This window comes from Caballeronia zhejiangensis, assembly GCF_022879815.1.
Classification (GTDB): domain Bacteria; phylum Pseudomonadota; class Gammaproteobacteria; order Burkholderiales; family Burkholderiaceae; genus Caballeronia; species Caballeronia zhejiangensis.
In genome coordinates this window covers 667,035-690,730 of record NZ_CP084284.1, presented here as the reverse complement: position 1 = coordinate 690,730, position 23,696 = coordinate 667,035, and the positions used below count along the sequence as shown (strand labels likewise).

The 23,696-nt window shown below is 64.9% G+C and carries 18 protein-coding genes; 10 read left to right on the top strand and 8 right to left on the bottom strand.

The annotated features are described in order from the left end of the window. The first annotated feature begins 2 nt into the window (after positions 1–2). Complete coding sequence (locus tag LDZ23_RS17675; protein ID WP_008353432.1) at positions 3–716, top strand: response regulator; 714 nt, start codon at positions 3–5, stop codon at positions 714–716. Continuing rightward, positions 713–2,047 carry an ATP-binding protein gene (locus LDZ23_RS17670; protein ID WP_008353433.1) on the top strand — a complete coding sequence of 445 codons (1,335 nt, stop codon included), beginning with the start codon at positions 713–715 and terminating at the stop codon, positions 2,045–2,047. Before LDZ23_RS17675 ends, LDZ23_RS17670 begins: the two co-directional genes overlap by 4 nt. Positions 2,048–2,049: 2 nt before the next feature. Here the strand turns inward: LDZ23_RS17670 and LDZ23_RS17665 are convergent, their stop codons facing one another. Next, entirely contained in the window at positions 2,050–3,423 is a 1,374-nt protein-coding gene (locus tag LDZ23_RS17665; protein ID WP_008353435.1) for a polyhydroxyalkanoate depolymerase, read from the bottom strand. Positions 3,424–3,597: 174 nt separating this feature from the next. On the opposite strand from LDZ23_RS17665, the gene LDZ23_RS17660 reads away from it, so the two are divergent. Continuing rightward, complete coding sequence (locus tag LDZ23_RS17660) at positions 3,598–4,251, top strand: glutathione S-transferase family protein (RefSeq protein WP_008353437.1); 654 nt, start codon at positions 3,598–3,600, stop codon at positions 4,249–4,251. Positions 4,252–4,326: 75 nt separating this feature from the next. Next, positions 4,327–5,031 (top strand): Crp/Fnr family transcriptional regulator, encoded by a 705-nt coding sequence (locus LDZ23_RS17655; RefSeq protein ID WP_008353439.1) that lies wholly within the window; start codon positions 4,327–4,329, stop codon positions 5,029–5,031. A gap of 1 nt (position 5,032) precedes the next feature. Here LDZ23_RS17655 and LDZ23_RS17650 read toward each other — a convergent pair whose 3' ends face one another. Further along, entirely contained in the window at positions 5,033–6,022 is a 990-nt protein-coding gene (locus LDZ23_RS17650; RefSeq protein WP_008353440.1) for a zinc-dependent alcohol dehydrogenase family protein, read from the bottom strand. A 576-nt stretch (positions 6,023–6,598) separates the two neighbouring features. Between LDZ23_RS17650 and LDZ23_RS17645 the strand changes: the two genes are divergently transcribed. Further along, on the top strand, positions 6,599–6,973 hold the full coding sequence (locus tag LDZ23_RS17645) for a DUF3564 family protein (RefSeq protein WP_033536165.1): 375 nt from the start codon (positions 6,599–6,601) through the stop codon (positions 6,971–6,973). Between the two features lie 18 nt (positions 6,974–6,991). Here LDZ23_RS17645 and LDZ23_RS17640 read toward each other — a convergent pair whose 3' ends face one another. Continuing rightward, positions 6,992–7,183 carry a DUF2964 family protein gene (locus tag LDZ23_RS17640; RefSeq protein ID WP_033536164.1) on the bottom strand — a complete coding sequence of 64 codons (192 nt, stop codon included), beginning with the start codon at positions 7,181–7,183 and terminating at the stop codon, positions 6,992–6,994. Between the two features lie 297 nt (positions 7,184–7,480). Here LDZ23_RS17640 and phaP point away from each other — a divergent pair, with 297 nt between their 5' ends. Next, positions 7,481–7,903 carry a phasin family protein gene (gene phaP, locus LDZ23_RS17635; RefSeq protein ID WP_008353443.1) on the top strand — a complete coding sequence of 141 codons (423 nt, stop codon included), beginning with the start codon at positions 7,481–7,483 and terminating at the stop codon, positions 7,901–7,903. A gap of 71 nt (positions 7,904–7,974) precedes the next feature. Next, positions 7,975–8,787 (top strand): class I SAM-dependent methyltransferase, encoded by an 813-nt coding sequence (locus tag LDZ23_RS17630; RefSeq protein WP_008353444.1) that lies wholly within the window; start codon positions 7,975–7,977, stop codon positions 8,785–8,787. Positions 8,788–8,794: 7 nt separating this feature from the next. On the opposite strand, the gene LDZ23_RS17625 is transcribed toward LDZ23_RS17630, so the two are convergent. Further along, positions 8,795–10,939 (bottom strand): serine/threonine-protein kinase, encoded by a 2,145-nt coding sequence (locus LDZ23_RS17625; protein ID WP_033536133.1) that lies wholly within the window; start codon positions 10,937–10,939, stop codon positions 8,795–8,797. 441 nt (positions 10,940–11,380) lie between these two features. On the opposite strand from LDZ23_RS17625, the gene LDZ23_RS17620 reads away from it, so the two are divergent. After that, a complete protein-coding gene (locus LDZ23_RS17620) occupies positions 11,381–11,602 on the top strand; it encodes a hypothetical protein (RefSeq protein ID WP_008353446.1) in 222 nt (73 codons plus the stop codon). A gap of 36 nt (positions 11,603–11,638) precedes the next feature. Here LDZ23_RS17620 and LDZ23_RS17615 read toward each other — a convergent pair whose 3' ends face one another. Then, on the bottom strand, positions 11,639–16,006 hold the full coding sequence (locus LDZ23_RS17615; protein WP_008353447.1) for a DEAD/DEAH box helicase: 4,368 nt from the start codon (positions 16,004–16,006) through the stop codon (positions 11,639–11,641). A 134-nt stretch (positions 16,007–16,140) separates the two neighbouring features. Between LDZ23_RS17615 and LDZ23_RS17610 the strand changes: the two genes are divergently transcribed. Together LDZ23_RS17610 and LDZ23_RS17605 are read left to right on the top strand one after the other, a co-directional pair. After that, the gene (locus LDZ23_RS17610) at positions 16,141–17,439 is read left to right on the top strand and encodes a glycosyltransferase family protein (protein ID WP_008353448.1); all 1,299 of its coding nucleotides are present in this window, start codon (positions 16,141–16,143) and stop codon (positions 17,437–17,439) included. A 175-nt stretch (positions 17,440–17,614) separates the two neighbouring features. Continuing rightward, a complete protein-coding gene (locus tag LDZ23_RS17605) occupies positions 17,615–20,014 on the top strand; it encodes a phosphoketolase family protein (RefSeq protein ID WP_008353450.1) in 2,400 nt (799 codons plus the stop codon). Between the two features lie 134 nt (positions 20,015–20,148). Here LDZ23_RS17605 and LDZ23_RS17600 read toward each other — a convergent pair whose 3' ends face one another. The 3 genes from LDZ23_RS17600 to LDZ23_RS17590 are packed head-to-tail and all read right to left on the bottom strand — an operon-like array spanning position 20,149 to position 23,648. Beyond that, positions 20,149–21,486 (bottom strand): MFS transporter, encoded by a 1,338-nt coding sequence (locus LDZ23_RS17600; RefSeq protein ID WP_008353451.1) that lies wholly within the window; start codon positions 21,484–21,486, stop codon positions 20,149–20,151. Positions 21,487–21,519: 33 nt separating this feature from the next. Then, positions 21,520–22,458, bottom strand: a complete 939-nt coding sequence (locus LDZ23_RS17595) for a hydroxymethylglutaryl-CoA lyase (RefSeq protein WP_008353452.1) — start codon at positions 22,456–22,458, stop codon at positions 21,520–21,522. Continuing rightward, positions 22,455–23,648 carry a CaiB/BaiF CoA transferase family protein gene (locus tag LDZ23_RS17590; RefSeq protein WP_244808202.1) on the bottom strand — a complete coding sequence of 398 codons (1,194 nt, stop codon included), beginning with the start codon at positions 23,646–23,648 and terminating at the stop codon, positions 22,455–22,457. Before LDZ23_RS17590 ends, LDZ23_RS17595 begins: the two co-directional genes overlap by 4 nt. Positions 23,649–23,696: the final 48 nt, after the last annotated feature.

The following is a 23,696-nucleotide window of genomic DNA, read 5'->3' as shown; positions in this document are numbered from 1 at the left end:
CCATGGAAACCCTGCCGAAGATCATCGTGCTTGACGACGAAGCCGAGTTGCGCAACATGCTGCAGCGATTTCTGAGTTCGCAGGGTTTCGAGGTACGCGTCGTCGAAAATGGCAAGCGGCTCGACCGCTATTTGCAGCGCGAGCCTTACGACCTGCTGGTGCTCGACTGGATGATGGAGCCCGAAGACGGCCTCTCGGTCTGCAAGCGCCTGCGCGCCGAAGGCCAGACGCTGCCGATCCTGATGCTCACCGCGAAAGGCGATCCGGTCGACAAGGTCGTCGGCCTCGAAACCGGCGCCGACGATTACCTTGCCAAGCCCTTTCTGCCGCAGGAACTCGTCGCTCGCGTGCGTGCGTTGCTGCGCCGCCAGAAGATTGCGGCGGGCGACCCGACGCATACGCAGCAGCGCATCCGTTTCGGCGATTTCCGCCTCGATCTCGCGAAGCAAAAGCTGTATCGCGGCGGCGAGCCGTTCGAGATTCATTCCGCGCAGATGCAGTTGCTCACGGCGCTCGGCTCGTCGCCGAACCGCGCGGTCAGCCGCGACAACCTCATCGCCCGCACGCGCGGCCGCGATCACGACGCGCTCGATCGCAGCATCGACGTGCAGGTGTTGCGGCTGCGTCAGATCGTCGAGGAAGATCCGGGCAAGCCTCGGTTCATCAAGACCGTGTGGGGCGTCGGCTACATGCTGCTCGCGGAAATCGAATCGTGAAGTGGGCGCCGCGCTCGCTCTTCGCGCGCAACATCCTGCTGCTGGTCGCGCTCGTCGCGGTGAGCCAGGTGTGCGCGATCGCCGTGCTGCTCCATTTCATCCAGACGCCGCGCATCGAGCGCGCGGCGGCGACCTTCGCGAGCTATATCGTCACGCTCGATACGCTCCTGAAAACTTCGCCGCCCGAAGCCGCGCAAGGCGTTGCCGTGAACCTCGACCTTCGCGCCGAACTGCCCGCCGGCGCGCGCGACATGGCGCCGGGATCGCGCTTGCGCTTCTATCAAACGTATCAGCGCCGGACGTTCATCGAGAGCCTGCGCGCGCATCTGCCCGCCGACATGCTCGTGCGCTGGCAAGGCGCAGAAGCGTCCGACGACGGTCAGCAGCGCTTGTGGATCCGCGCGCATCTGGCGGGCGAGCCGCGCTGGCTGGCGCTGCCGGTGCCCGAAGCCGCGCACGACGACGGCCTCGCGACCGCCCTTTTCCTTTCGCTCGGACTCGGCGCGCTCGCGTTCGCGACGGCGTACTTGATCCAGCGCCATCTGAACCGTCCGCTCGCGCATCTCGCCGATGCCGCTCGGCTCGTGTCCGCGGGCGGCGAGCCGGGCGTCCTGCCGACCGACGGTCCGACGGAAATCGCCCAGGTCAGCGGCGCCTTCAATCGCATGACGGCCGCGCTGAAGGAAGCCGACGCCACGCGCGCGCTGATGCTCGCGGGCATCTCGCACGACATTCGCACGCCGATGACCAAGCTGCGCCTCGCCATGGCGATGTCCGCCGTGCCATCGACGGACGCGGCTTTCGCGGCATCGGCGGAAGGCTATCTCGACACCATCGATACGATTCTTCAGCAGTTCATGGACTACGCGGGCAGCGGCGCGAAGGAAACGCCCGTCGTCGGCGATCTCAACGCGCTGATCGCCAATCTGGCCGCCGATTTCGCCGGACTGGGGCACGAGTTCGCGCTCGATCTCGGCGAGATCGAACCGTTCCCGTTCAGGCCGATCAGCATGATGCGGATGCTCATGAACCTGATGCAGAACGCAGTGCTCTACGGCGTAGTCGGCCTGGAAGTGCGGACGTGGACAGATCGCGAGGCGAACACGGCCTGCGTCGTGATCGCGGATCGCGGAAAAGGCCTCGGCGGTCAGGATCCGGAAGCGCTGAAGCAGCCGTTCAAGCGCGGCGGCGGCGAAGGCCAGCCGAAGGGCACGGGCCTCGGACTTGCAATCGTCGAGCGCATCGCGCGGCTGCACGGCGGAACGCTCGAACTGCGCGCGCGCGACGGCGGCGGCGCGGAGTCGCGCATCGTTCTGCCGCTCTCGAGCTAGCGTTATTCGGGATCGGCGATCGCCTGTTTGTCATCGCCCGCGTTCGCCGTCTGCGCCTGATCCTCTGCGACCGTGGATTCGCGTGCGAGCGGCGCGATTGCGTGCAAGGGCACCATCGGCTGCGTGCGCGCATTCACACCGGCGGGACTGGGCTCGTTGTCGTGGATCAATGCGCGAATGCGCGGATAAATCTGCTGCTCCCAGCGCTTGCCGTTGAACACGCCGTAGTGGCCGACGCCCGTCTGAACATGATGCGCCTTCAGATACGGCCGCAGCTTGTCGCACAGATCCTGCGCCGCGAGCGTTTGGCCGACGGCGCAGATATCGTCGCGCTCGCCCTCGACGGTGAAAAGCGCGGTGCGCCGGATCGCCGACGGATCGACCTTGCGGCCGCGCACTTCGAGCTGCTTCAGCGGCAGTGCGTGCCGCTGAAACACGGTGTCGACGGTTTCCAGATAGAACTCCGCGGTGAGGTCCATCGTCGCGAAGTATTCCTCGTAGAAAACGCGGATCGCATCGGCCTTCGCGACGTCGCCCTTCGCGCGTTGATGATGCATCTCCTCGAACGATTCGATGTGACGCGCGAGATTCATCGACATGAACGCGCCCAGCTGTACGAAGCCCGGATAAACGCGCCGCATCGCGCCCGCGAAACCGAACGGCACCATGCTGATGAGATTGCGCTCGAACCAGTCGATCGGCTTGCTTTTCGCGAGTTCGTTCACGCGCGTCGGGTTCACGCGCGTATCGATGGGACCGGCCATCAGCGTCATGCTCGCCGGCTCGGCGGGATGCCGGTCCTCGGCCATCAGCGCAACCGCCGAGAGCGCCGCGACGGTCGGCTGGCAGACGGCGAGCAGATGCGCGCCCGGCCCGATCGTCTCGATGAAATCGATGATGTGCTGCACGTATTCGTCGAAGCCGAAGCGGCCGTGCATCAGCGAGACGTCGCGCGGATTGCGCCAGTCGGTGATATAGACGTCGTGATCGGCGAGCATCGTCTGCACGGTGCCGCGCAAGAGGGTCGCGAAGTGGCCCGACATCGGCGCGATAACGAGCACGCGCGGCTGCACGATGGACGCATCGTCCTTGCAAAAATGCAGCAGATCGCAGAACGGCGTCGATGCCGCGACTTCTTCCACGACGCGCATCGTTTTGCCTTCGGCTTGCACCGGCGCGATATCGAATGGCGGCCGCGCGTGCGTCAGGCCCGTGAGCGCGACCTGTTCGCAGAGCGCCGCCATACCGCGGGCCTGCGGCGTCTCGCCGATATCCTTCCAGACACGCAGCGCGCCTTCGACGAGCGTGGCGGCGTGGCGGATCGGCAGCATCGAATCGGACCAGGCCTGATAGCCCGCATAGGTGAACGGATTCATGGCGACGAAAGGAGGCAATAGCCATGCCAATCGATGGCTACATGGGCCTTCATATGTCACGCGATTGGCATAGGCTTTGCACAGATGCCATTCACGAGCGCGTTTTGCCGCGCTTCGGTGCTTGGGCGCACCGCGCTCGATCCGTCTTGGTGCACGACGCGCGAGGAACGACTCATGGCGAACGCCACGCTCACCATTAGCAGCAAGAACTATTCGTCCTGGTCGCTGCGCGGCTGGCTGCTCACGAAGTTCAGCGGACTGCCGTTCGAGGAAGTCGTGATGCCCGCCGACGATCCCGGCGCGCGCGCCGAACTGCTTTTGCTGTCGCCATCGATACTCGTGCCGTGTCTCTTTCACGATGGCATCAAGGTCTGGGACACGCTCGCCATCGCGGAATATCTGAATGAAGTATGCCCCGATGCCGGCCTGTTGCCGAAGGAGCGCGCCGAACGCGCGCATTGCCGCGCGATTTGCGGCGAGATGCACTCGGGTTTTGCCGCACTGCGCTCCGCCCTGCCGATGAACCTGAAGGCGCACTTTCCGGGCTTCAAGGTATGGGCGCGCGCGCAGACCGACATCGAGCGGATCGTGACGATCTGGCATGAATGTCTCGCGCAGTATGGTGGTCCGTATCTGTTCGGCGAACGGACGTGCGCGGACGCGATGTTCGCGCCGGTCGTCACGCGCTTCGTGACCTACGATGTCAAGCTCGACGCCGATATCGTCGCGTACGGCGAGCGCATTCTCGCGATGCCGGAGATGCGCCGCTGGATCGCCGATGCGCAACAGGAAGCCGAGGAAATCGACGAACTCGATATCGAGTTCTGAAACGGTCGCGCGAGTCAGGCCGATTTTCTTTTCCTCCATTCGTGAACCATACTGGTCTTGAAGGAGGAAGTCGCAATGGAACCTTCAATCGATGCAGGCGCTTCGACCCGGCGCGCGCCGACGTTGCACGTCCGCTTTTCGGACACCGACGCGATCCCGTTTCCGACGCGCACCGTCGAGCGTGGCGATGCGTTGTATTGCGCGGGGGAGCCGTTGCGCAGCCTGTATACGGTGCAAAGCGGTTGCTTCAAGACCGTTGCGACATTCCCCAGCAGCGACGATGACAGCGCGCCGCACACGCAGGTCACGGGCTTTCACTTCGAAAACGAAACGCTCGGTCTCGACGGCATATGCACGAACCGGCACGAAAGCGACGCCGTCGCGCTCGAAGCGAGCGTCGTGCGGATCATGCCGGTCGGCATTCTCGAACCGCTGTGTCGCGAATACGCGGGGATGCAGCACGAACTGCTCGCGATCATGAGCGCGGAGATCGTGCGCGCATCGCGTCTCGCGCTGATGCTCGGCACCATGCCCGCGCGCGAACGCGTCGCGGCGTTCCTGCTCGATTTCGCCGAACGCCTCGACGCGGGCGCAACGTCATCCGGCGGACATCCGGTCGATCTTCTCTTGCCGATGACGCGCGCGGATATCGGCAGCTATCTCGGGCTCGAACTCGAAACCGTGAGCCGCACGCTCTCGAAGCTGCAGCGCGAAGGCGCGATCGGGCTCAACGGGCGTCAGGTCCGCATCGTCGATCGCGCGATGCTCGAACATCACTGATTCACGCGCGGACCGTCAGCACCGCCGCGCCCGTCAGCTTGCCGTCGCGCAGATCGGCGAGTGCGCGGTTCGCTTCGTCGAGCGGATAAGGTGTCGTGTGCAGATCCAAATGAAACTGCGCGGCGATCCCCATGAACGCGCGGCCGTCCTCGCGCGTGAGATTCGCCACCGACATGACGCGCCGCTCGCCCCAGAGCAGCGCATACGGAAACGAAGGAATGTCGCTCATGTGGATGCCGCCGCACACCACGGCGCCGCCCTTCGCGACCGCCTTGAGCGCCGCGGGCACGAGCGCGCCGGCGGGCGCGAAGATCAGCGCGGCGTCGAGTTCATCGGGCGGCGTCTCGTCGCTGCCGCCCGCCCAATGCGCCTTCAGGGCGAGCGCGAGACGTTGCGCCGCGATATCGCCCGGACGCGTGAACGCATAGACCGCGCGCCCCTGATGCTTCGCCACCTGCGCGACGATATGCGCGGCCGCCCCGAAGCCATAGATGCCGATGCGCTGCGCGTCGCCGGCCACCGCGAGCGTGCGATAGCCGATCAGTCCCGCGCAAAGCAGCGGCGCGGCTTCCACGTCCGAATACCGTTGCGGCAGATGCAGGCAGTAGCGCGCATCGGCGACGACGCGTTGCGCGTAACCGCCGTCGATCGTATAGCCGGTGAAACCCGGCGCATCGCAGAGATTCTCGCGGCCGGCGATGCAGTAGCGGCAACGGCCGCAGGTATGGCCCAGCCACGGCACGCCCACGCGATCGCCGGGCGCGAAGTTCGTCACGCCCGCGCCGAGCCGCGCGACCGTTCCCACGATCTCGTGGCCCGGTATCACGGGCCGCTTCGGATGCGCGAGCTCGCCATCGACTACATGGAGATCGGTGCGGCACACGCCGCACGCATGGACGTCGATGAGCAGTTCACCTGCGCGCGGCACCGGATCGGGCAGATCGCGCAACTGCAGGAAAGGACCGTTGCCGTCGAAGACCATTGCGCGCATGAATTCATCTCCATCGATATTGCAGCGCAGCGTGTTGTCCGTCGCAGCAGCAAACGAACGGCACGCACGCGCGATGCGCTGGGGCGCGCGAAGCCGCCTTGGTGCACCGATGCACGCTCGACGGGCATTCTGGTTACACCACATCACGCGATGATGCGGCGCACGCATCGCGCATCGGTTGCTCGCGCGTGCGGCGATTTGCCTCCGATGACTGTCGCTGAACGGTCAGATTGTCGTACTAAACTTGACTCATGCAGTCACGAAGCGAACATGTGTCGGCGACACATTTCGGCATCGGACTTGCTTGTTTGGTTCGGACATCATCGCTGTTGCGGCGCGGCAAGTTCGCGATCCGAAGCGTGCCATACGAACGCATCGGCGATGGAACCCATTACATGCGGCGCGATTAAACTTATCTGCGGCGTCCAGTTCGAACCTCTCATCGCGGTCTGAGAAGATCGGGTCGCAACGCCTCAACAATACGCGCGGCGCAAGCCGCCATTCAACCGAGGACGCTCATGGCCGGCGAAAGCGCCGAGCGTCTTCGTCCATCGAATTTGCTTCATGGAGGATGACATGCGTATCACGGTCAAGCTGGATGGCTTCGAAGGCGCTCAATCGGCGGCCTACGCCATCCTGTGGCTCGACAAGGAAACCCGCCGATGGTCGCGCGAGGGTCATCAGTCCGTCGATGTGCCGGACTGGGGCGGCTTGCGCACAGGTTCGAACGGCACGATGATTTGCGGCCAGCAAGTGGGCGATCCCATCTGCGTTCTGGAGCGCCTCGATGTCGACGCGCCGGATGGCCCATGCGAGGGTCTCGCGGGACGCGTCCTCTGGTATGCCGACGGCGCGGGCATGAAGAGCACCGGACGCTGGCACGTCCAGTGCATCGATCGCGAGCAGATCAAGGCGGAGCACGGCGTATTCGCCGACGAGGAGAGAATCTGATCGGCACGCGCTCAATCGTCAGGGCTCGTCGCTCGGGAACGGTGTCAGCATCACGACGAACGACGCAGCCCCGATGAGTATCGCGAGCACGCCGTAGTACATCACCGACGTCTCGTCGAAGAGCAGGCCGCGCAGCGCCGCATTGATGCCGCCCAGCGTCACGAACACCGCGCCCAAAGCCGCCACGATGCGCCCTTCACCCCTGATCATGATGTTCTCCCGACCGTCGGGCGCACCGATACCGCGCCGCGATAATTCAATGGTCGCTTGCTCGGCGCGGCACGAATTGACCTGCATCAACCTCAACCGAACGCCGCGCGCGCTCGGGAGGCGACCGCTCGTTCTGGTGTTTTCCCTTGCCCCATTTCCACGGCTTATATTGGTAGTATCAGGTGCTGGCTGCGCGTTGGCATGGCTTCGCGCACACGGCGCATGCTGCCCGGGCCATCCTCGCCTTTGCCCGCAAGAATGGCTCGCATTCGACCGACAAAACCCTGGGGAGGCACGATGAACCAAAATTTCAGCGATCCGTTCAGCCAGTTTGCAGCCATGTTCCAGCAGTACCAGCTTCCTGGGTTTGACGTCACCGCGATCATGGAATCGCGCCGCAAGGACGTCGAAGCGCTCGCGGCGACCAATCGCGTCGCGTTCGGCGGCATGGAGGCGCTGCGCGACAAACAACTCGAAATCCTGCGCCGGACCTTGAGCGATCTCGAAGGCATCGCAAAACAATTCGCCACGACCTCGACGCAACCGCCGTTCAACGCCAACGAAGTCGTGCAACGCGCGCTGCACAACGCGCTCGCGGACATGCAGGACATCGCGCGCACGACCCAGCAGACTCAGGCCGAAGCCTATGCGCTCGTCAGCAAACGCATGGAAGACGCCCTGAACGAACTCAAAGCTTCTATCGAGAAGCCCAAGACCTAGCCTCGCGCGGTCCTGACGAGGCCCGGCCTCCGGCAACGACGAGCCGCGCGTGCGGCGAGCGGAGGTGCGTCATGCAATTCGACGAATTCGCAGCGTTCGAGAAGGACGGCTGGGAGCATGTGGTCCCGTCGTACGAGGACTATTTTGGAAGGCTGACCGTTCAGGCGCATCCCGCGCTGCTCGATGCGCTTTCGGTCGCGCCGGGCATCCGCATGCTCGATGTCGCCGCCGGGCCGGGCAATCTCGCCGCGGCGGCGATCGAGCGTGGCGCGACTGCGGCGGCCGTCGATTTTTCCGCGTCGATGATCGCGCACGCGCGGCAGTTTCATCCCGAGATCGAGTTTCATCTCGCGGGCGCGGAGCAGTTGCCGTTCGGCGACGAAAGCTTCGACGCCGTCGGCATCAACTTCGGCATGCTGCATTTTCCCGAGCCCGAGCGCGCGCTCGACGAAGCGGCGCGCGTGCTCCGCCAGGGCGGACGCATTGCGTTCACCGCGTGGGCTGCACCCGAACGCGCGGTCGGCTTCGGCATGGTGCTCGACGCGGTCCGGCTGCATGGGACGCTCGATGTCGGACTGCCGCCCTCGCCGCCCTTCTTTCGCTTCAGCGATCCCGACGAATGTGTGCGCGTGCTCACCGAAGCCGGCTTTGCGGACGCGCGCGCCGTCGAAGTCGAGCAAACGTGGCATCTCGTGCTGCCCGAAACGCCGCTCGACGCCTTGATGCACGGCGGCGTGCGAATGGCGGCGCTGCTGCGCGCGCAATCGAAAAGCGCGCTTGCCGCAATCGCGCAGGAAGTGCACGCCCGCGTGACGGCGTACGCGCGGCACGGCGAGCTGCTCGTGCCGATGCCCTGTGTGCTGGCGTCCGCCACGAAACCCTGAGCCGGCGCTACTTTTTGGCTTGCGTCGTGATCTGGAAGATATCGACGGCGACGCGCTCGCGGCCGTATTTGCCCGCGAGCGCCGAGAGCCGCTTGTCGACGGCGCGCAGATATTCGGACTTCGCTTCGCTGTCGGGGCGCGGCGAGTCGAAGAGCGGCGCGGGCGTGACTGTCAGCACGATCATCTCCGAACCGAACGGCTTGCCGACGACCCAATCGCCCATTGTGCCGATGGTCGCCGTGTAGTTCGCGGGCGCCTGGTTGTCGCGCGAGCGCGCGTTCGGCAACAGATGCACGACGCTGCCATCGAGCATGAAATAGTCGACGTTGACGTAGGACTCGAACGCGGGCGTCATCAGATCGACGATGAGCGGGTCGCCTTCGGTAAGGCTCGTCGCGCGCGAGCGCGTGTGCACCGATGCCGGTCGCCCCGACTGGCGGTTGGCCGTCCAGAACGGGCCGTACACCTTGAGCAGATCGCATTTGTCGTCGGCGACCGGCTGCACGCCGAAGTTCGTCGTCTTCACGCCTGGCACCCGGCCGAGCGCTTCCTTCAGTCGCGCGAGACCGTATTTCTGCGATACGAAGCCCTGCACGTCGACGGTCTGATCGTGCACCGACGCCACCAGCGCCGAGCACGGCACGCTCCCGAGCACGGGCGTGACGGCGGCCATCGTGAGTTCGGGAACGGGCGTCGCGGGCACGGCGGGCGTGACCGCCACCGCCGCCGAAGCGGGGGGCGCGCCGGGCGAATGCGGTGTCACCGTGCCCGCGGCGCTGCCTTCTGCCGGCGCGGGCGGCGCTTCGTGCGCAACTTCCTCGCCGCCCCTCGACTGATCGTAGAAGTAATATCCCGCGCCCGCCGCCAGCAGGGCCACGAGCGCCGCCGCGCCGATCGCAAACTTCGGCACGCCGCCTTTTTTTCCCTTGCGGCCCGCGGGCGACGCGGCATTTTCGTCGGCGATATCTTCGAGAAATTGCGTGACGCTCGGCGTCCTCGCTTCGCGTTCGAATGCGAGCGCGGCCTTCAGCGCTTTCCACTGCTTGTTGCCGAGATGCTCGGGACGCTGCGGCTTCATGCCCGCGCTTCTCGCCTGCAACGCGGGCACGCGATCGAACGGATGCTTGCCCGTCAGCAATTCGTAGGTGATGCAGCCGAGCGCGTAAATGTCGTCGCGCGGATCGGGCTCGCGATGCTCCAGCATCTCCGGGCTCGCGTACGCGGGCGTGAGCGCGCCGAGGCTGCCGGGATCGAACACGGTCGCCTCGGTTTCCTCCTCGGGCCGCTGGATCACGCGCGAAATGCCGAAGTCGATCACCTTCACTTCCGACGTGTCCGTGAGAAACACGTTGGCCGGTTTGAAATCGCAGTGCACGAAGCCGCGTTCGTGCGCGTAGGCGAGCGCGTTGGCCATGCCCTTGAAGATCGGAAAGACCTCGGAGAACGGCATGCCCTTGAAGTTCGGGTTCCGAAGCAGACGCGAGAGGGGCTGGCCAGACAGATATTCCATCGTCAGATAGACGACCTGACCGTCGCGGTCGAAGTCGTACACGGTGACGATATTCCGATGCGCGAGCTGCTGCGCCTTGCGCGCCTCGCGCTGCAACGCGATCAGCGATTTCGGATTGCCGCGGAACTGGAGATTGAGCACCTTGATCGCGACATACGGCCGCCGGTCCGACGCTTCGAGCTTGCGCAGATCGAGCGCCTTGTACACGGTCCCCATTCCGCCGATGCCGAGACATTCTTCCAGCACGAAACGGCTGTTGAGCGTGTCGCCGACGCCTTTCATCTGCTGATCGTGATCGACCATCACTTGCGTCGCCTGACTCCCGGTGCCGCCGCTCGGATCGCGCGAAGGCGGCGGCGCGAAACCCGGCGACGTTTGCAGACGCGTCTCGTCGCGGCTCGCGGGCCCGGTGGGAGAATCGGCTTCGGGACGCATGCGCGCCGCATGCTCGATGCGGCGGCGGATGGCCGCATAGATGTCGGGGGGCAACGGCCGCGCCGCGTGCTCCTCGTCGAGGATCTCCATGAGCCGCCTTGCCGGAGTCTGTTCGGTCGCCAGTGCGCCGTCCACTCCCGCAAAGAACTCGTCGCGCGACCCGCCGTCGCCCCGATAAGTACGAATCGCTTGCGCAAAACTTGTCATCTGTGCGACGCGACGCGGCTCCAATCGATCGACAACTACTTGTCGTAACAAAACCCCGGTGATCGTTCGATACTAGCCTTCACATGGAGCTTTCGCAAATGGCGTTTTCGATCATGAGCGGCATCGCGCACATGTCGTTCGGAGACCGACACATCGATGACGAGTGTTGGCGTCACGCCATCGAAATACGCTTGGCACGAACTCGCCGCGTGGCGAAAAGGACAAAAAAATCAACGCACTGGACAGTTCACGCAGCTCGCACGCGGCGTTGGCACGCGATTCGCATTGATCTTCACGAACGTCTTTGCGGCAGAAGGCACGCGCCTTGTGCCGCCATTGGCGTTCACGCGCGATCGGTGTTGCGGATCACGGAGTCGCTCCGGCACATCGAAGACGATTGTCTATACTCGATTGCGACTCCCCACTCTGGAGGAAGCATCCATGGCCGTCATCAGAATCAGGGATCTCGCCGACAGCGTCGAACTCGACAGGCAGGCGATGCATACGATCGTCGGCGGCGCGCGCGATGGCGTGCGTCCATTGTTTCGCATCCGGCCGGCATCGGCGACGAATCGCGTCGTCGATTATCCGGGCGTGCCGGTGAAGGACGTGCCCGCTACGCAGGCCGGTCCGTTCACCACGAGATTCGTCTCGAAGAAATAACGTCGATAGCGGCGAGGGATCGCGTCCTTCGCCGCTTCAATGGCGCGTCGGCATGCTCGCGCCCGTCACTCCGCTGCCGATGGAACTGCCGAGCGAACGCGCCGTGCGCTTGACGAGCGCGAGACGCATGCGCTCGCGCCCTTCTCCATCGAAATCGCCGAAATAGCGCGTCTTGCCCGCGACCACCGCGCCGACCGGCACGCCGTCGAGATACAGCACGCGATTGGCCGCGAGCGCCGGCACCTTTTCTCCCGGCAGCAAGGTGCCGACGAGATTGAGCGGATCGACCGCCGACAGCGCCACGAACACGCCGTCCTTCGGCCGCTTGCGCATGTCGCGCAGCAGCGGCACGGCTTCGGGCAGCGCGAATTGCTCGCCCGCGAGCCCGGCGACGAAGCGCCCGCCGCGAATCTCGCCGCGCGCTTCCAGCCGGTGATAGACGCGCAGCAGATCGCGCCACGGCGGCAGCCATTGCGCCTCGCGCTCCAGAAGACGCCAGAACACGACACCGTAGCGCCGCAAAAGCGTCAGCGCGATGTGTTCGAGATCGCCGTCTTCGCGCGCGTCGTCCGGTTTCGCGCGGCGCAGGAGCGCCCAGCGGCCCGCGTCGTCCATTCCGCCGATGAAGAGGCCACCGCGCCTCGGACGCCGCGCGAACGCGTTGCGCTTCGCCGCCGGAGCGAGCAGCGCGCGCAGGCCCGCGAAACTGTCGGCATTGACGAGTCCGAGCGCGACCAGTTCGCCGAGCGCGTCTTCGAGTTCGGTGCGCAGAAGGCGCACGTCGGAGAGCAGTTCGTCGAAGAACATCGCGCCGTGCGCTTTGAGCGCGTCGAACACGCGTTCGGCGCGCGATGACAGTTGCGGCGCTTCGTCGGGACGCATGAGCGCGTTCCATGCATCGAGGTGACGGCGCGGCAGCAGCACGATCGGCGTGCCGCGCACCGGACCGCCCGATGCGCGCGAGCGTCCTGCCGGACGCGTCCACACGAGCTTGCCCGCGCGGCACAGATCGTCGAGCCACATGCCCGAATAATCGGCGATGCGCGCCGGCAGTATTTCTTCCTCCCACGCGACGGCGGGCGCCTCGAAACCTTCGAGCTGTTCGAGCACGGCGCCGAGCGCGTCGCGGCCCTCGCCGCGCGAATCGGGCGCGACGCGCTGCCATTCGAGCAGAAAGCGCATGAAATCCTGCCGCTCGACCGGCTCGATCTCGCGACGCAGCCGCCGCACCGTATAGCGATGAATCCGCGCGAGCAAATGCCGCTCGCACCACTCTTCGACCTGCGCGCCCGGCGCGAACCGTCCGCGCATCACGTAGCCCTGCGCTTCGAGCCGCGTCAGGGCGAGCGCGATCGCCGACGCGGGCAGCGCGAGCGGACGGGCGATCTCCGGCACCGTCAGCGGCCCGAATCCCGACAGACGCGCGCGCACGATTTCGACGAGCGCGTCGTCGGTTGTCCACGCATCGTCGAAACCGGGCGGCGGCTGCAGCGACGGATGCATCGGCGCATGCTCGTAGACGGCGCGCACACACGCGAGACGTTCGACGGGCGTCCACAGCGCGTCGTGCTCCGCGATCTGCAGACGCGTCGCTCGGCCGGAGCGCGCGAGCGCATCCAGCCACGCGATCCATTGCGGGTCGCGTTGCGCTTCGGATTCGGCGATGCAGGCGAGCGTCGAAAGCGCCTCGTGCATTTCATCGGCGCTCGTGACTTCGGGCCAGGCTTCGTCGCGCACGCTCGCGATGGCGTCGGGATCGAGCGCGCCGAGATCGTCCGCCGATTGCGGATCGCTCCATCGGCGCGCGAGCACGGCCTGCGTGCGGCGTTCCTCGAGCGGCGCATCGTCGAGAAACGCATACGGCCGCGCCGACAGAATCTCGGCCGCGAGCGGCGACGGCGCGGGCAATTCGCGCGTGACGAGCCGCACATCGCCTGCTTCGATGCGCCGCAGGAGCGCGAGCCACGCGTCGGCATCCATCGCGTCGTGGAGGCAATCGTCGATCGTCTGCTCGACGAGCGGATGCGTCGGCACGTCGCGCTCGCCCGCGATGTTTTCCGCGCACGCGACCTGATCCGGGAACACCGCCGCGAGCAGATCCTCGCTTTTCATGCGCTGCAACTGCGGCGCGACCTTGCGCCCGCCGGTATAGCGCGGCAGCGCAAGCGAGTTGGTCGCGTTCCAGCGCCAGCGCACGCCAAAGAGCGGCGCGTCGAGCAGCGCCTGGATCAGCACGTGCTCCGCAGTCGCCGATTTCAGATAGCGCCAGACGTCATCGAGCGCAAAGCTGTGGCTGCCCGTCAGCGACAGCACGATCGCGTCCTCGGTCGCGGCCGCCTGCAGCTCGAAGTTGAACGTGCGGCAGAAGCGCTTTCTCAGCGCGAGTCCCCACGCACGATTCACGCGGCTGCCGAACGGCGCGTGGATGACGAGCTGCGTGCCGCCGGATTCGTCGAAGAAGCGCTCCATGACGAGCGTGTCCTGCGTCGGCAGCACGGTCAGCGCGGCGCGCGAACGCGCCAGATAATCGACGATCTGCCGCGCGGCTTCGATGTCGATGCCACTTTCTTGTGCAAGCCGCGCGACCGTCGCTTCGACGCCGCTATCGAGCCATGCGTCGACATCGGCGCGCAGACGCGAAATCGCATGAGAAAGCTCGTCGCTGCGGCCCGGCGCTTCGCCGAGCCAAAACGGGATGTTCGGCGGCTGGCCGTTCGCGTTTTCGACGCGCACGCGCCCGCCTTCCACGCGCACGATCCGGTACGACGTATTGCCGAGCTGAAAGATGTCGCCCGCGAGACTCTCGACGGCGAAATCCTCGTTCACCGTGCCGATCTGCAAGCCTTGCGGTTCGAGGATCACGGCGAAATCGGCGTTGTCCGGTATCGCGCCGCCCGAGGTCACGGCCGTCAGCTTGCCGCCGCGACGGCCGCGCAGCGTGCGCGAGACCGCATCGCGATGCACGTACGCCGCCCGCACGCCCTGCCGTCCGGTATAGCCTTCCGCGAGCGTGCGCAGCACGGCCTCGTAATGCGCGCGATCGAGCGTCGCGTACGGATACGCGCGCGTGATGCGCTCGAACAGTGCGTCCTCGCCCCACTCGCGGCACGCGACTTCGGCGGTGATCTGCTGCGCGAGCACGTCGAGCGGCGCGTGCGGGATCGTCAGGGCATCGAGTTCGCCGCGCCGCACGCAATCGAGGAGCGCCGCGCATTCGATCAGATCGTCGCGCGAGGTCGGGAAAAGCCGTCCTTTCGGCACGCCGCCGACGTGATGCCCGGAGCGCCCGACACGCTGCAAGAATGCGCCGATCGAGCCGGGCGAGCCGATCTGGCAGACGAGATCGACATCGCCGATATCGATGCCCAGTTCCAACGACGCCGTCGCGATCAGCACGCGCAGTTCGCCGCGCTTCAGACGCTGCTCCGCGTCCAGCCGATGCTCGCGCGCAAGACTGCCGTGATGTGCGGCGACGGCTTCCTTGCCGAGGCGCTCGGTCAGATGCCGTGCCGCGCGCTCGGCCATGCGCCGCGTGTTGACGAAGACGAGCGTCGTCCGATGCAGCCCGGCAAGCTCCGCGAGACGGTCGTAGACGCGCTCCCACATGTCGTTGGACATGATCGCTTCGAGCGGCATCGGCGGGAGGTCGAGCGCGAGATCGCGCGCTCGAACATGTCCGACATCGACGATCTCGCAGGGCTGGTTATCACCGACGAGAAACTTCGCGACGAGTTCGATCGGCTTTTGCGTCGCCGACAAGCCGACGCGCACGGGCCGCTGCCCGCCCGCTTCCTCGCACAGCGCGTCGAGGCGCGCGAGCGACAGGCTCAGGTGCGAACCGCGCTTGCTGCCCGCGACCGCATGAATCTCATCGACGATCACCGTGCGCGTGGTCGAAAGCATCGCGCGGCCGGAATCGGACGACAGCAGCACGTAGAGCGATTCCGGCGTCGTAACGAGGATATGCGGCGGGCGCTTCCTGACGGCGTTGCGCTCTTGCTGCGTCGTGTCGCCGGTACGGACGGCCGCGCGAATCTCGGGCGCCGCCACGCCGGATTCGCGCAAGGTCTGCGCGATGCCCGCGAGCGGCTCCTCCAGATTGACGTGGATGTCGTTCGACAGCGCCTTCAGCGGCGACACGTATACGACGCGCGTCTCGTCCGGCAGCGTCCCGCCGCGCGCGACGCCGTCACGCACCAGTTCGTCGATGGCGGCGAGAAACGCGGTAAGCGTCTTGCCGGAGCCGGTCGGCGCGGCGACGAGCGTCGAGCGGCGCGCGTGGACGAGCGGCCACGCGCGCGCCTGCGCCGCGGTCGGCGCGGGAAAGCGGGCGCCGAACCACGCGGCGACGGCGGGATGAAAGCCGTGCAGCGCGTCGGCGATGGAAGCGGATTTTCGGATCATTCGGACATTCTATGGGCGCTTGAGAAACGGCGTATTACTGGCGCTTTTCGGACAGTTCCCATGCGACCCGGAACGCTTTACAGCGATGCTAGGCGGTTCGCCCAAGCAATCCGTTCAAACGCTTTCCGCCTCTCATGATCGTCCTAAGCCTTCTGTCCGACCACGCGCCCGGCGCGCTCGCCAACCATCGCCACTACGCACGGGAATTCGGCTATCGCCACATCGAGATCGACTTGTCCGATTTGTCGGGAAGCAACAAGCACCTGCAATGGGTCTACAAGTACGAAGCGTTGCTGCGTCATTTGAGCCGCGCCGCGCCGAACGAAATCCTCATGCTGCTGAGCGAGAACGCCGCGATACTGCGGCCCGTCGCATTGCCCGATCTCATGGCCGGGCGCGACTGGCTCCTGACTTGCGCCGAAGGCCATATCCCGCAGACGGATATCCTCATCTTCCGCAATACGGAACCGGTGCGCCGCAAGCTCGCGGATCTCGTCGGCCGCTGCCGGCTCGGCGTCGCGTTGCCGGAAAACGAAGGCGAAATGCTGCATGACTTCACGATTTGCCCGCAACAGTTCCGCGTCGGCGACGTGTACGTTGTGCTTCCGGCCGCGGTCAATCTCGAATGCGTCTGGGCGACGTGGAACAGCTTCTCCACCTGCTTTCGCGACGAGAAACATCATCGGCGGCTTCGTGCGGCAGCGTTTGAACACATCAACGAATGCAGGACGCGCGCAACGCCGTTTCTCTCGCTCGCCAATCCGGGCGTGCATGAAACCGAAACGCAAAGCGTCTATCAACCGAACCACGCGATCGCGATCGTCATGCTCTATACGCCGAATATCGCGCAGTACGGGCGCATCGCCGAGGCCAACATCAGGCAATATTGCAAACGCCACGGTTACACGCTTTACGTGCATCGCGATGTTCCGCCGCGATTGAACGACGGAAAGACGTCGGCGAACTGGCACAAGGCCGCGTTGCTGCACGCGTACTTGCCGCATCATCAATGGGTGTTCTGGCTCGATGCCGATGTGCTCATCAACGACATGAACCGCCGTCTCGAACCGCTCACGCGCGAACGCGACACCGTGTTGGCACGCGATATCGGAACGTGGGCGTTCAACTCCGGCATCATGGGCTTTCAGCGCAATCAGCAGAACTACGACGCTCTCGCGCGTGTGATCGAAAGGTGCCGGAACCTGGACGACAGATCCCACATCTATGCGAACCAGGGCGATCAGTATTACTTCATCGATGTCTTCCACTCGCTGCCGGACTTCGATGCGACGCGCATTTACGATTTCATCGAACTGAACACGCCCTGGGTCTATCGCCGCCCGGACAGCTTCATGGTTCATTACATCGGCATGTGGGAAGATAACCGCGCGCTTATCATGGACTACGACCTCCGCCACGCCGCGATGGAATGACGCGCTCGCCACCATCGTTGCCGCGCCGCCGGTAAGATGTACCGGACGGCGCCGCGCGTGCCCTGCAACCAAACCGCCACAATCACAGCCGATCATTAACCAGCGCGCAGGATTCGATCTGCGCAAGCCGCACGCACGACGCTCGACCAATCCTCTCACTCATCAGGAGAACCAATTGAACGACGACGTCACTCGCACGACCGCCCTCGAGACGCCTCTCGATCCCGATCTTCTCGCGAAGATCGACGCCTACTGGCGGGCCTGCAATTATCTTTCGGTCGGCATGATTTACCTGCGGGCGAATCCGCTGCTGCGCGAGCCGCTCGAGCGCGAACACATCAAGCGGCGTCTGCTCGGACACTGGGGCTCCGATCCCGGCCAGTCGTTCGTCTGGGTGCATCTGAACCGGCTCATCAAGCGCGATGATCTGAACGTCCTGTTCGTCTCCGGTCCCGGCCATGGCGCGCCCGCGACGCTCGCGAACTCGTGGCTCGAAGGCCATTACTCGGAGATTTACCCCGATCGCAGTTTCGACGAGCGCGGCATGCTCAAGCTCTTTCGCGCGTTTTCGTCGCCGGGCGGCATCGGCTCGCATTGCACGCCGGAAACGCCGGGATCGATTCACGAAGGCGGCGAGCTCGGTTACAGCCTGTCGCATTCGTTCGGCGCGGCGTTCGACAATCCCGATCTGATCGTCGCGGCGGTCGTGGGCGACGGCGAAGCGGAAACCGGCCCGCTCGCCACATCGTGGCATTCGAACAAGTTTCTCAATCCCGCGACCGACGGCGCCGTGCTGCCGATTCTCCACCTGAACGGCTACAAGATCGCCAATCCGACGATCCTCGCGCGCATTCCGCACGACGAGCTCGAAGACCTGTTCAGGGGCTACGGCTACGCGCCGCATTTCGTCGAAGGCGACGATCCGGAAACGATGCATCAGCGCATGGCCGCGACCTTGGAACGCTGCATCGCCGATATCCGCGCGATTCAGGCGAACGCGCGCGCCAATCCTGAGAACGTGACGCGCCCGCGCTGGCCGATGATCGTGTTGCGCACGCCCAAAGGCTGGACCGGACCGAAGGAAGTCGACGGCCGGAAGGTCGAGGATTACTGGCGCTCGCATCAGGTGCCGATCGCGGATGCCGTAAGCAATCCCCGCAGTCTCGCGCAACTGGAAGCGTGGCTGCGCAGCTACAAGCCCGAGGAACTGTTCGATGAAGACGGCCGTCTGATCGAACCGCTGCGCGCGCTCGCGCCCGAAGGCACGCGCCGCATCAGCGCGAATCCGCACGCGAACGGCGGCGCGCTGCGGCAATCGCTCGACATGCCCGATATCCGCGACTACGCGTTCGAGTTCAAACGCGCCGCAAGCGTCTACACGTCGCCGACGGCCGTGCTCGCCACGTTCCTGCGCGAAGTGATCCGCCGCAACATGACGAGCTTCCGTCTCTTTGGCCCGGACGAGACCGCGAGCAACAAGCTCGACGGCGTGTACGAAGTATCGGGCAAGCGCTGGATCGCACAGACGCTGCCCGAAGACGAAGACGGCGGCGCGCTGTCCGTCGACGGACGCGTCATGGAGATGCTGTCGGAGCACACGCTCGAAGGCTGGTTCGAAGGTTACGTGCTCACCGGGCGTCACGGTCTTTTCGCGACCTACGAAGCGTTCGTGCACGTCATCGATTCGATGTTCAACCAACACGCGAAGTGGCTCGAAAAAGCAAAAACCGAAGTCGGCTGGCGCGCGCCGGTGCCGTCGATCAACCTGCTCATCACGTCGCTCGTGTGGCGGCAGGATCACAACGGCTTCACGCATCAGGATCCCGGCTTTCTCGATGTCGTCACGAACAAGAGCCCGAACGTCGTGCGTATCTATCTGCCGCCCGATGCGAACTGCCTGTTGAGCGTCGCGGATCACTGTCTGCGCACGCACGACTACGTGAATGTGATCGTCGCGGACAAGCAGCCGCATCTGCAATATCTGAACATGCAGGACGCCATCGTGCATTGCGCGAAGGGCATCGGCATCTGGGACTGGGCGTCGACGGATCAGGGCGCGGAGCCGGATGTCGTGATCGCGTGCGCGGGCGATATCGCGACGATGGAAGCGCTCGCCGCCGTCGAAATCCTGAAGGCGCATTGCACCGATCTGAAGATCCGCTTCGTCAACGTCGTCGATCTCTTCAGGCTGCTGCCGGACACCGAGCATCCGCACGGCTTGTCGCATCGCGATTTCGATTCGATCTTCACGCGCGACAAACCCGTGATCTTCAACTTCCACTCGTACGCGTCGCTCGTGCACAAGCTCACGTACAACCGCACGAATCACGCGAACATGCACGTTCACGGCTATCGCGAGCGCGGCAACATCAACACGCCGTTCGAACTCGCGATCATCAACGGCGTGGATCGCTATACGCTCGCGATCGACGTGATCGACCGCGTGCCGCGCATCGCGGGCAGCAGCGCGCATACGAAGGAATGGCTCAAGAACCAGATCATCGAGAGCGTGCGGTACGCGCATGAGGAAGGCATCGATCGCGACGAGATCCGCGAGTGGACGTGGAAGGATTGATGCGAGACTGAATGCGGCATGCAAGATGCCATCTGGCCTGATGAATGCAAAACGCCAGATGCAAAATGCAAAAAGCGCCCGGGGACAGGACATGCAGTCCGCCGGGCGCTTTCCCGTTCGCAGAAGCCTTGGCGTCAGGCTTTGCGCTCCGAATGATCCTTCTGCCTGAGCGTCTGCGGCAAGCCGAAGAGCAGCAACAGCGCGCACAGCACGCTCATCGCGCCGATCGCATACAGCGCGGGCGTCGTGCTGCCCATCGTGTCGCGGATGCGGCCGACCATCACCGGGCTCACGATGCCGCCCAGTTGCCCCAGCGTGTTGATCAGCGCAATCCCGCCCGCCGCGCCCGCGCCGGTCAAGAGCTTCGGCGGCAGCGCCCAGAACGCCGGAATCGAGGCGATCACACCCGCGCCCATCACGCCGAGCGCGGCGATGAGCAGCGTCGTCTGCTTGTCGAAGATGCCCGCCGCGAAGAAGCCGGCAGCCGCCATCACGAGCAGCGTCGCGACGAACTTGCGGCGCTCGCCCGACCGGTCCGACATGCGGCCGACCACGACCATGCAGATCGCGCCGCAGATATATGGGACGGCCGTGAGCAAGCCGATGATCGTCGGATTCTGCGTGCCCGCCGCCCGGATCAGATGCGGCGCCCAGAAGTTGAGACCGTACGACGCGATCTGAATCAGGAAGTAGATCAGGCCGAGCATCAGGAAGCCGGGCGTCCTGATCGCGCCGAACAGCGAATGGCCGGTGTCGGTATGCTGACTTTGCGTCGAGATCTGGCTCTTCAGATACGTCTTCTCGTCGCTCGTGAGCCACGCGGCGTCATCGACGCGATCTTTCAGCACCTTCAGCACGAGAATGCCGAGCAGCACGCACGGCAGGCCGCCGAGCAGGAACAGCCAGTGCCATCCCGCGATGCCCGCGACGCCATTCAGATGCCCGAGCACGAGCCCCGACAGCGGCGCACCGAAAAGCCCCGAGAAGGCCGACGCGAGAAACAGCATCGACGTGATGCGCCCGCGATAGCTCGCCGGAAACCACAGCGTCAGGTAATACAGCACGCCCGGCGCGAAGCCCGCTTCCATCGCGCCGATGATGAAGCGCAGTCCGTAGAACTGCCATTCCGTCTGCACGAAGACCATGAGCGCGGTCGCGATGCCCCACGAAATCATGATGCGCGCGATCCAGCGGCGCGCGCCGACCTTGTAGAGCAGCATGTTGCTCGGCACTTCGAAGAGCACATAGCCGATCACGAAAAGACTCGCGCCGAGACCGTATGCGGTGTCCGACAGGCCGAGCGAACTCTGCATCTGAAACTTCGCGAAGCTGATATTGATGCGGTCGAAAAACGCGAAGAAATAGCACAGCATGATGAGCGGCATGAGCCGCAATGCCACCTTGCGGATGATGTGCGAGGTGTTGCCGACAATGTGCGGCTCATCGGCCGCGTGGACGCTTAGATCGCTCATGTTTTGTCTCCAGTGTTGTTTTGGTCTTTTGAATTAGATCGCTTGCACGTAATCGGGCGCCGGATGCAGATCGCAATTGCGTCCCGCCTTCGCGACTTGTCCCGACACTTCGTGTCCGACGAGCGCGGGCAACGTGCGCGACAGCGCAATCAGCCTTGGCAGATCGATGCCCGTCGGAATGCTCATCTCATCGCACATGTTCACGAGGTCTTCGGTGCAGATGTTTCCCGAAGCGCCCGGCGCGAACGGACAGCCGCCGAGACCGCCGAGCGCGGCGTCGAAACGGCGCGCGCCGGTGTCGTAGGCAGCGAGGACGTTGGCGAGGCCGAGGCCGCGCGTATTGTGAAAGTGCAGCGTCAGATCGGCGGCGGGGACGTGTTCGAGCACGCGTGCGACCAGCCGCGCGACCTGACGCGGATTCGCCATGCCGGTGGTATCCGCGAGCGTGATGCCGTCGATGCCCATTTCGCGATACGTCCGCGCGATCGACACGACGCGCTCTTCGTCGATGCGCCCCTCGAACGGGCAGCCGAACGCGGTCGCGACGGTCGCGTTCAGCGAAGCCTTGCCGGAGGCGAGCCGAACGACATTGCCGAAACCGGCCAGCGACGACTCGCAACTCATACGCATGTTCGCGCGATTGTGCGTCTCGCTCGCGGACATCACGAGGTTCAGTTCATCGGCGCCCGCGGCGAGCGCGCGCTCGGCGCCCTTCACGTTCGGCACGAGCGCGACGTAGATCACGCCTCGCCCGCGCCGGATGCCGTTGAAGACCGCGTCGCCATCGCGCAGCGCGGGAATCGCTTTCGGCGACACGAACGAGCCCGCCTCGATGCGGGAGAAGCCGCACGCCGACAATGCGTCGATCAGCGCGATCTTGTCTTCGGTCTCGACCCACTGCTTTTCGATCTGCAGACCGTCGCGCGGCGCGACCTCCTGCACGACCAACGGTTCTTTGTATTCGTAATTCATTGCACCGCTCCTTCGGCACGCAACCGTTCCACTTCATCCGCGGCGAAGCCGAGCGATTCGAGCACCGATTGCGTATGCTCGCCGAGCGCCGGGCCTTGCCAGTGCACTTCGCCCGGCGTATCGGAGAGCTTCGGCACGATGCCCGGCATCTTCACCGATGCGCCGCCCGGCAGTTCTGCCTTCAGCAGCATGTCGCGCGCTTGGTAATGCGTGTCGTTGACGATGTCCGCGACGGAGTAGATGCGACCCGACGGCACTTCCTCGCGTTCGAGCGTCGCCAGGACATCGTCCATCGAGTGATGCGAGGTCCACGCGGTGATCGCTTCGTCGAGCATTGCGCTGTGACGCACGCGGCCGTCGTTGCGGGCAAGCGCGGGATCGTCCGCGAGATCGGGACGGCCGATCACGTTCATGAGCCGCCTGTAGATCGGGTCGCTGTTGCCCGCGATCACCACGAAGCCGCCATCCTCCGTGCGATACGTGTTCGACGGCGCAATGCCCGGCAGCGCCCCGCCGCTGCGCTCGCGCACATGGCCGAGCAGATCGTATTCGGGTACGAGGCTTTCCATCAGATTGAACACGCTTTCGACGAGCGAGACATCGACCACCTGGCCGTCGCCCTTGCCGGTCTTCACGCGCAGCACCGACATCAGCGCGCCGATCACGCCGTGCAGCGAAGCGAGCGAATCGCCGAGACTCACGCCGACGCGCGCCGGCAGCCCTTCTGCGTCGCCCGTCGTGTAACGGATGCCGCCCATCGCCTCGCCGATCGCGCCGAAGCCGGGCCGGTCGCGGTACGGACCCGTCTGGCCGTAGCCGGAGATGCGGACCATCGTGAGCTTCGGGTTTATTGCATGCAAAACGTCCCAGCCGAGACCGAGTTTTTCGAGCGAGCCGGGCCGCATGTTTTCGATGACGATGTCGGCATCGGCGGCGAGACGCTTGATCACGTCCGCGCCTTCGGGCGACTTGAGATTCACGCACACCGACTTCTTGTTGCGCGATTGCAGATACCACCAGAGCGAAGTGCCCTCGTGCAGCTTGCGCCATTTGCGCAGGGGATCGCCGGTATTCGGCGCTTCGATCTTGATGACTTCCGCGCCGAATTCGGCCAGCATGCGCGCCGCGAACGGCGCGGCGATCAGCGTGCCGATTTCGATGACGCGAATGCCCTGGAGAGGTCCGCTCATGCTGCTGTCTCCTGATGATGTGCTTTTCGATGGAGACAAGCTTATTGG

Bases quoted from the DNA above. Each gene is read 5' to 3' on its own strand.
- LDZ23_RS17610 (WP_008353448.1), top strand. From the start codon at position 16,141: ATGATCGTCCTAAGCCTTCTGTCCGACCACGCGCCCGGCGCGCTCGCC.
- LDZ23_RS17595 (WP_008353452.1), bottom strand. From the start codon at position 22,458: ATGAATTACGAATACAAAGAACCGTTGGTCGTGCAGGAGGTCGCGCCG.
- LDZ23_RS17625 (WP_033536133.1), bottom strand. From the start codon at position 10,939: ATGACAAGTTTTGCGCAAGCGATTCGTACTTATCGGGGCGACGGCGGG.
- LDZ23_RS17600 (WP_008353451.1), bottom strand. From the start codon at position 21,486: ATGAGCGATCTAAGCGTCCACGCGGCCGATGAGCCGCACATTGTCGGC.
- LDZ23_RS17615 (WP_008353447.1), bottom strand. From the start codon at position 16,006: ATGATCCGAAAATCCGCTTCCATCGCCGACGCGCTGCACGGCTTTCAT.
- LDZ23_RS17645 (WP_033536165.1), top strand. From the start codon at position 6,599: ATGCGTATCACGGTCAAGCTGGATGGCTTCGAAGGCGCTCAATCGGCG.
- LDZ23_RS17590 (WP_244808202.1), bottom strand. From the start codon at position 23,648: ATGAGCGGACCTCTCCAGGGCATTCGCGTCATCGAAATCGGCACGCTG.
- LDZ23_RS17655 (WP_008353439.1), top strand. From the start codon at position 4,327: ATGGAACCTTCAATCGATGCAGGCGCTTCGACCCGGCGCGCGCCGACG.
- LDZ23_RS17630 (WP_008353444.1), top strand. From the start codon at position 7,975: ATGCAATTCGACGAATTCGCAGCGTTCGAGAAGGACGGCTGGGAGCAT.
- LDZ23_RS17665 (WP_008353435.1), bottom strand. From the start codon at position 3,423: ATGAATCCGTTCACCTATGCGGGCTATCAGGCCTGGTCCGATTCGATG.
- phaP (WP_008353443.1), top strand. From the start codon at position 7,481: ATGAACCAAAATTTCAGCGATCCGTTCAGCCAGTTTGCAGCCATGTTC.
- LDZ23_RS17640 (WP_033536164.1), bottom strand. From the start codon at position 7,183: ATGATCAGGGGTGAAGGGCGCATCGTGGCGGCTTTGGGCGCGGTGTTC.
- LDZ23_RS17620 (WP_008353446.1), top strand. From the start codon at position 11,381: ATGGCCGTCATCAGAATCAGGGATCTCGCCGACAGCGTCGAACTCGAC.
- LDZ23_RS17660 (WP_008353437.1), top strand. From the start codon at position 3,598: ATGGCGAACGCCACGCTCACCATTAGCAGCAAGAACTATTCGTCCTGG.
- LDZ23_RS17675 (WP_008353432.1), top strand. From the start codon at position 3: ATGGAAACCCTGCCGAAGATCATCGTGCTTGACGACGAAGCCGAGTTG.
- LDZ23_RS17650 (WP_008353440.1), bottom strand. From the start codon at position 6,022: ATGCGCGCAATGGTCTTCGACGGCAACGGTCCTTTCCTGCAGTTGCGC.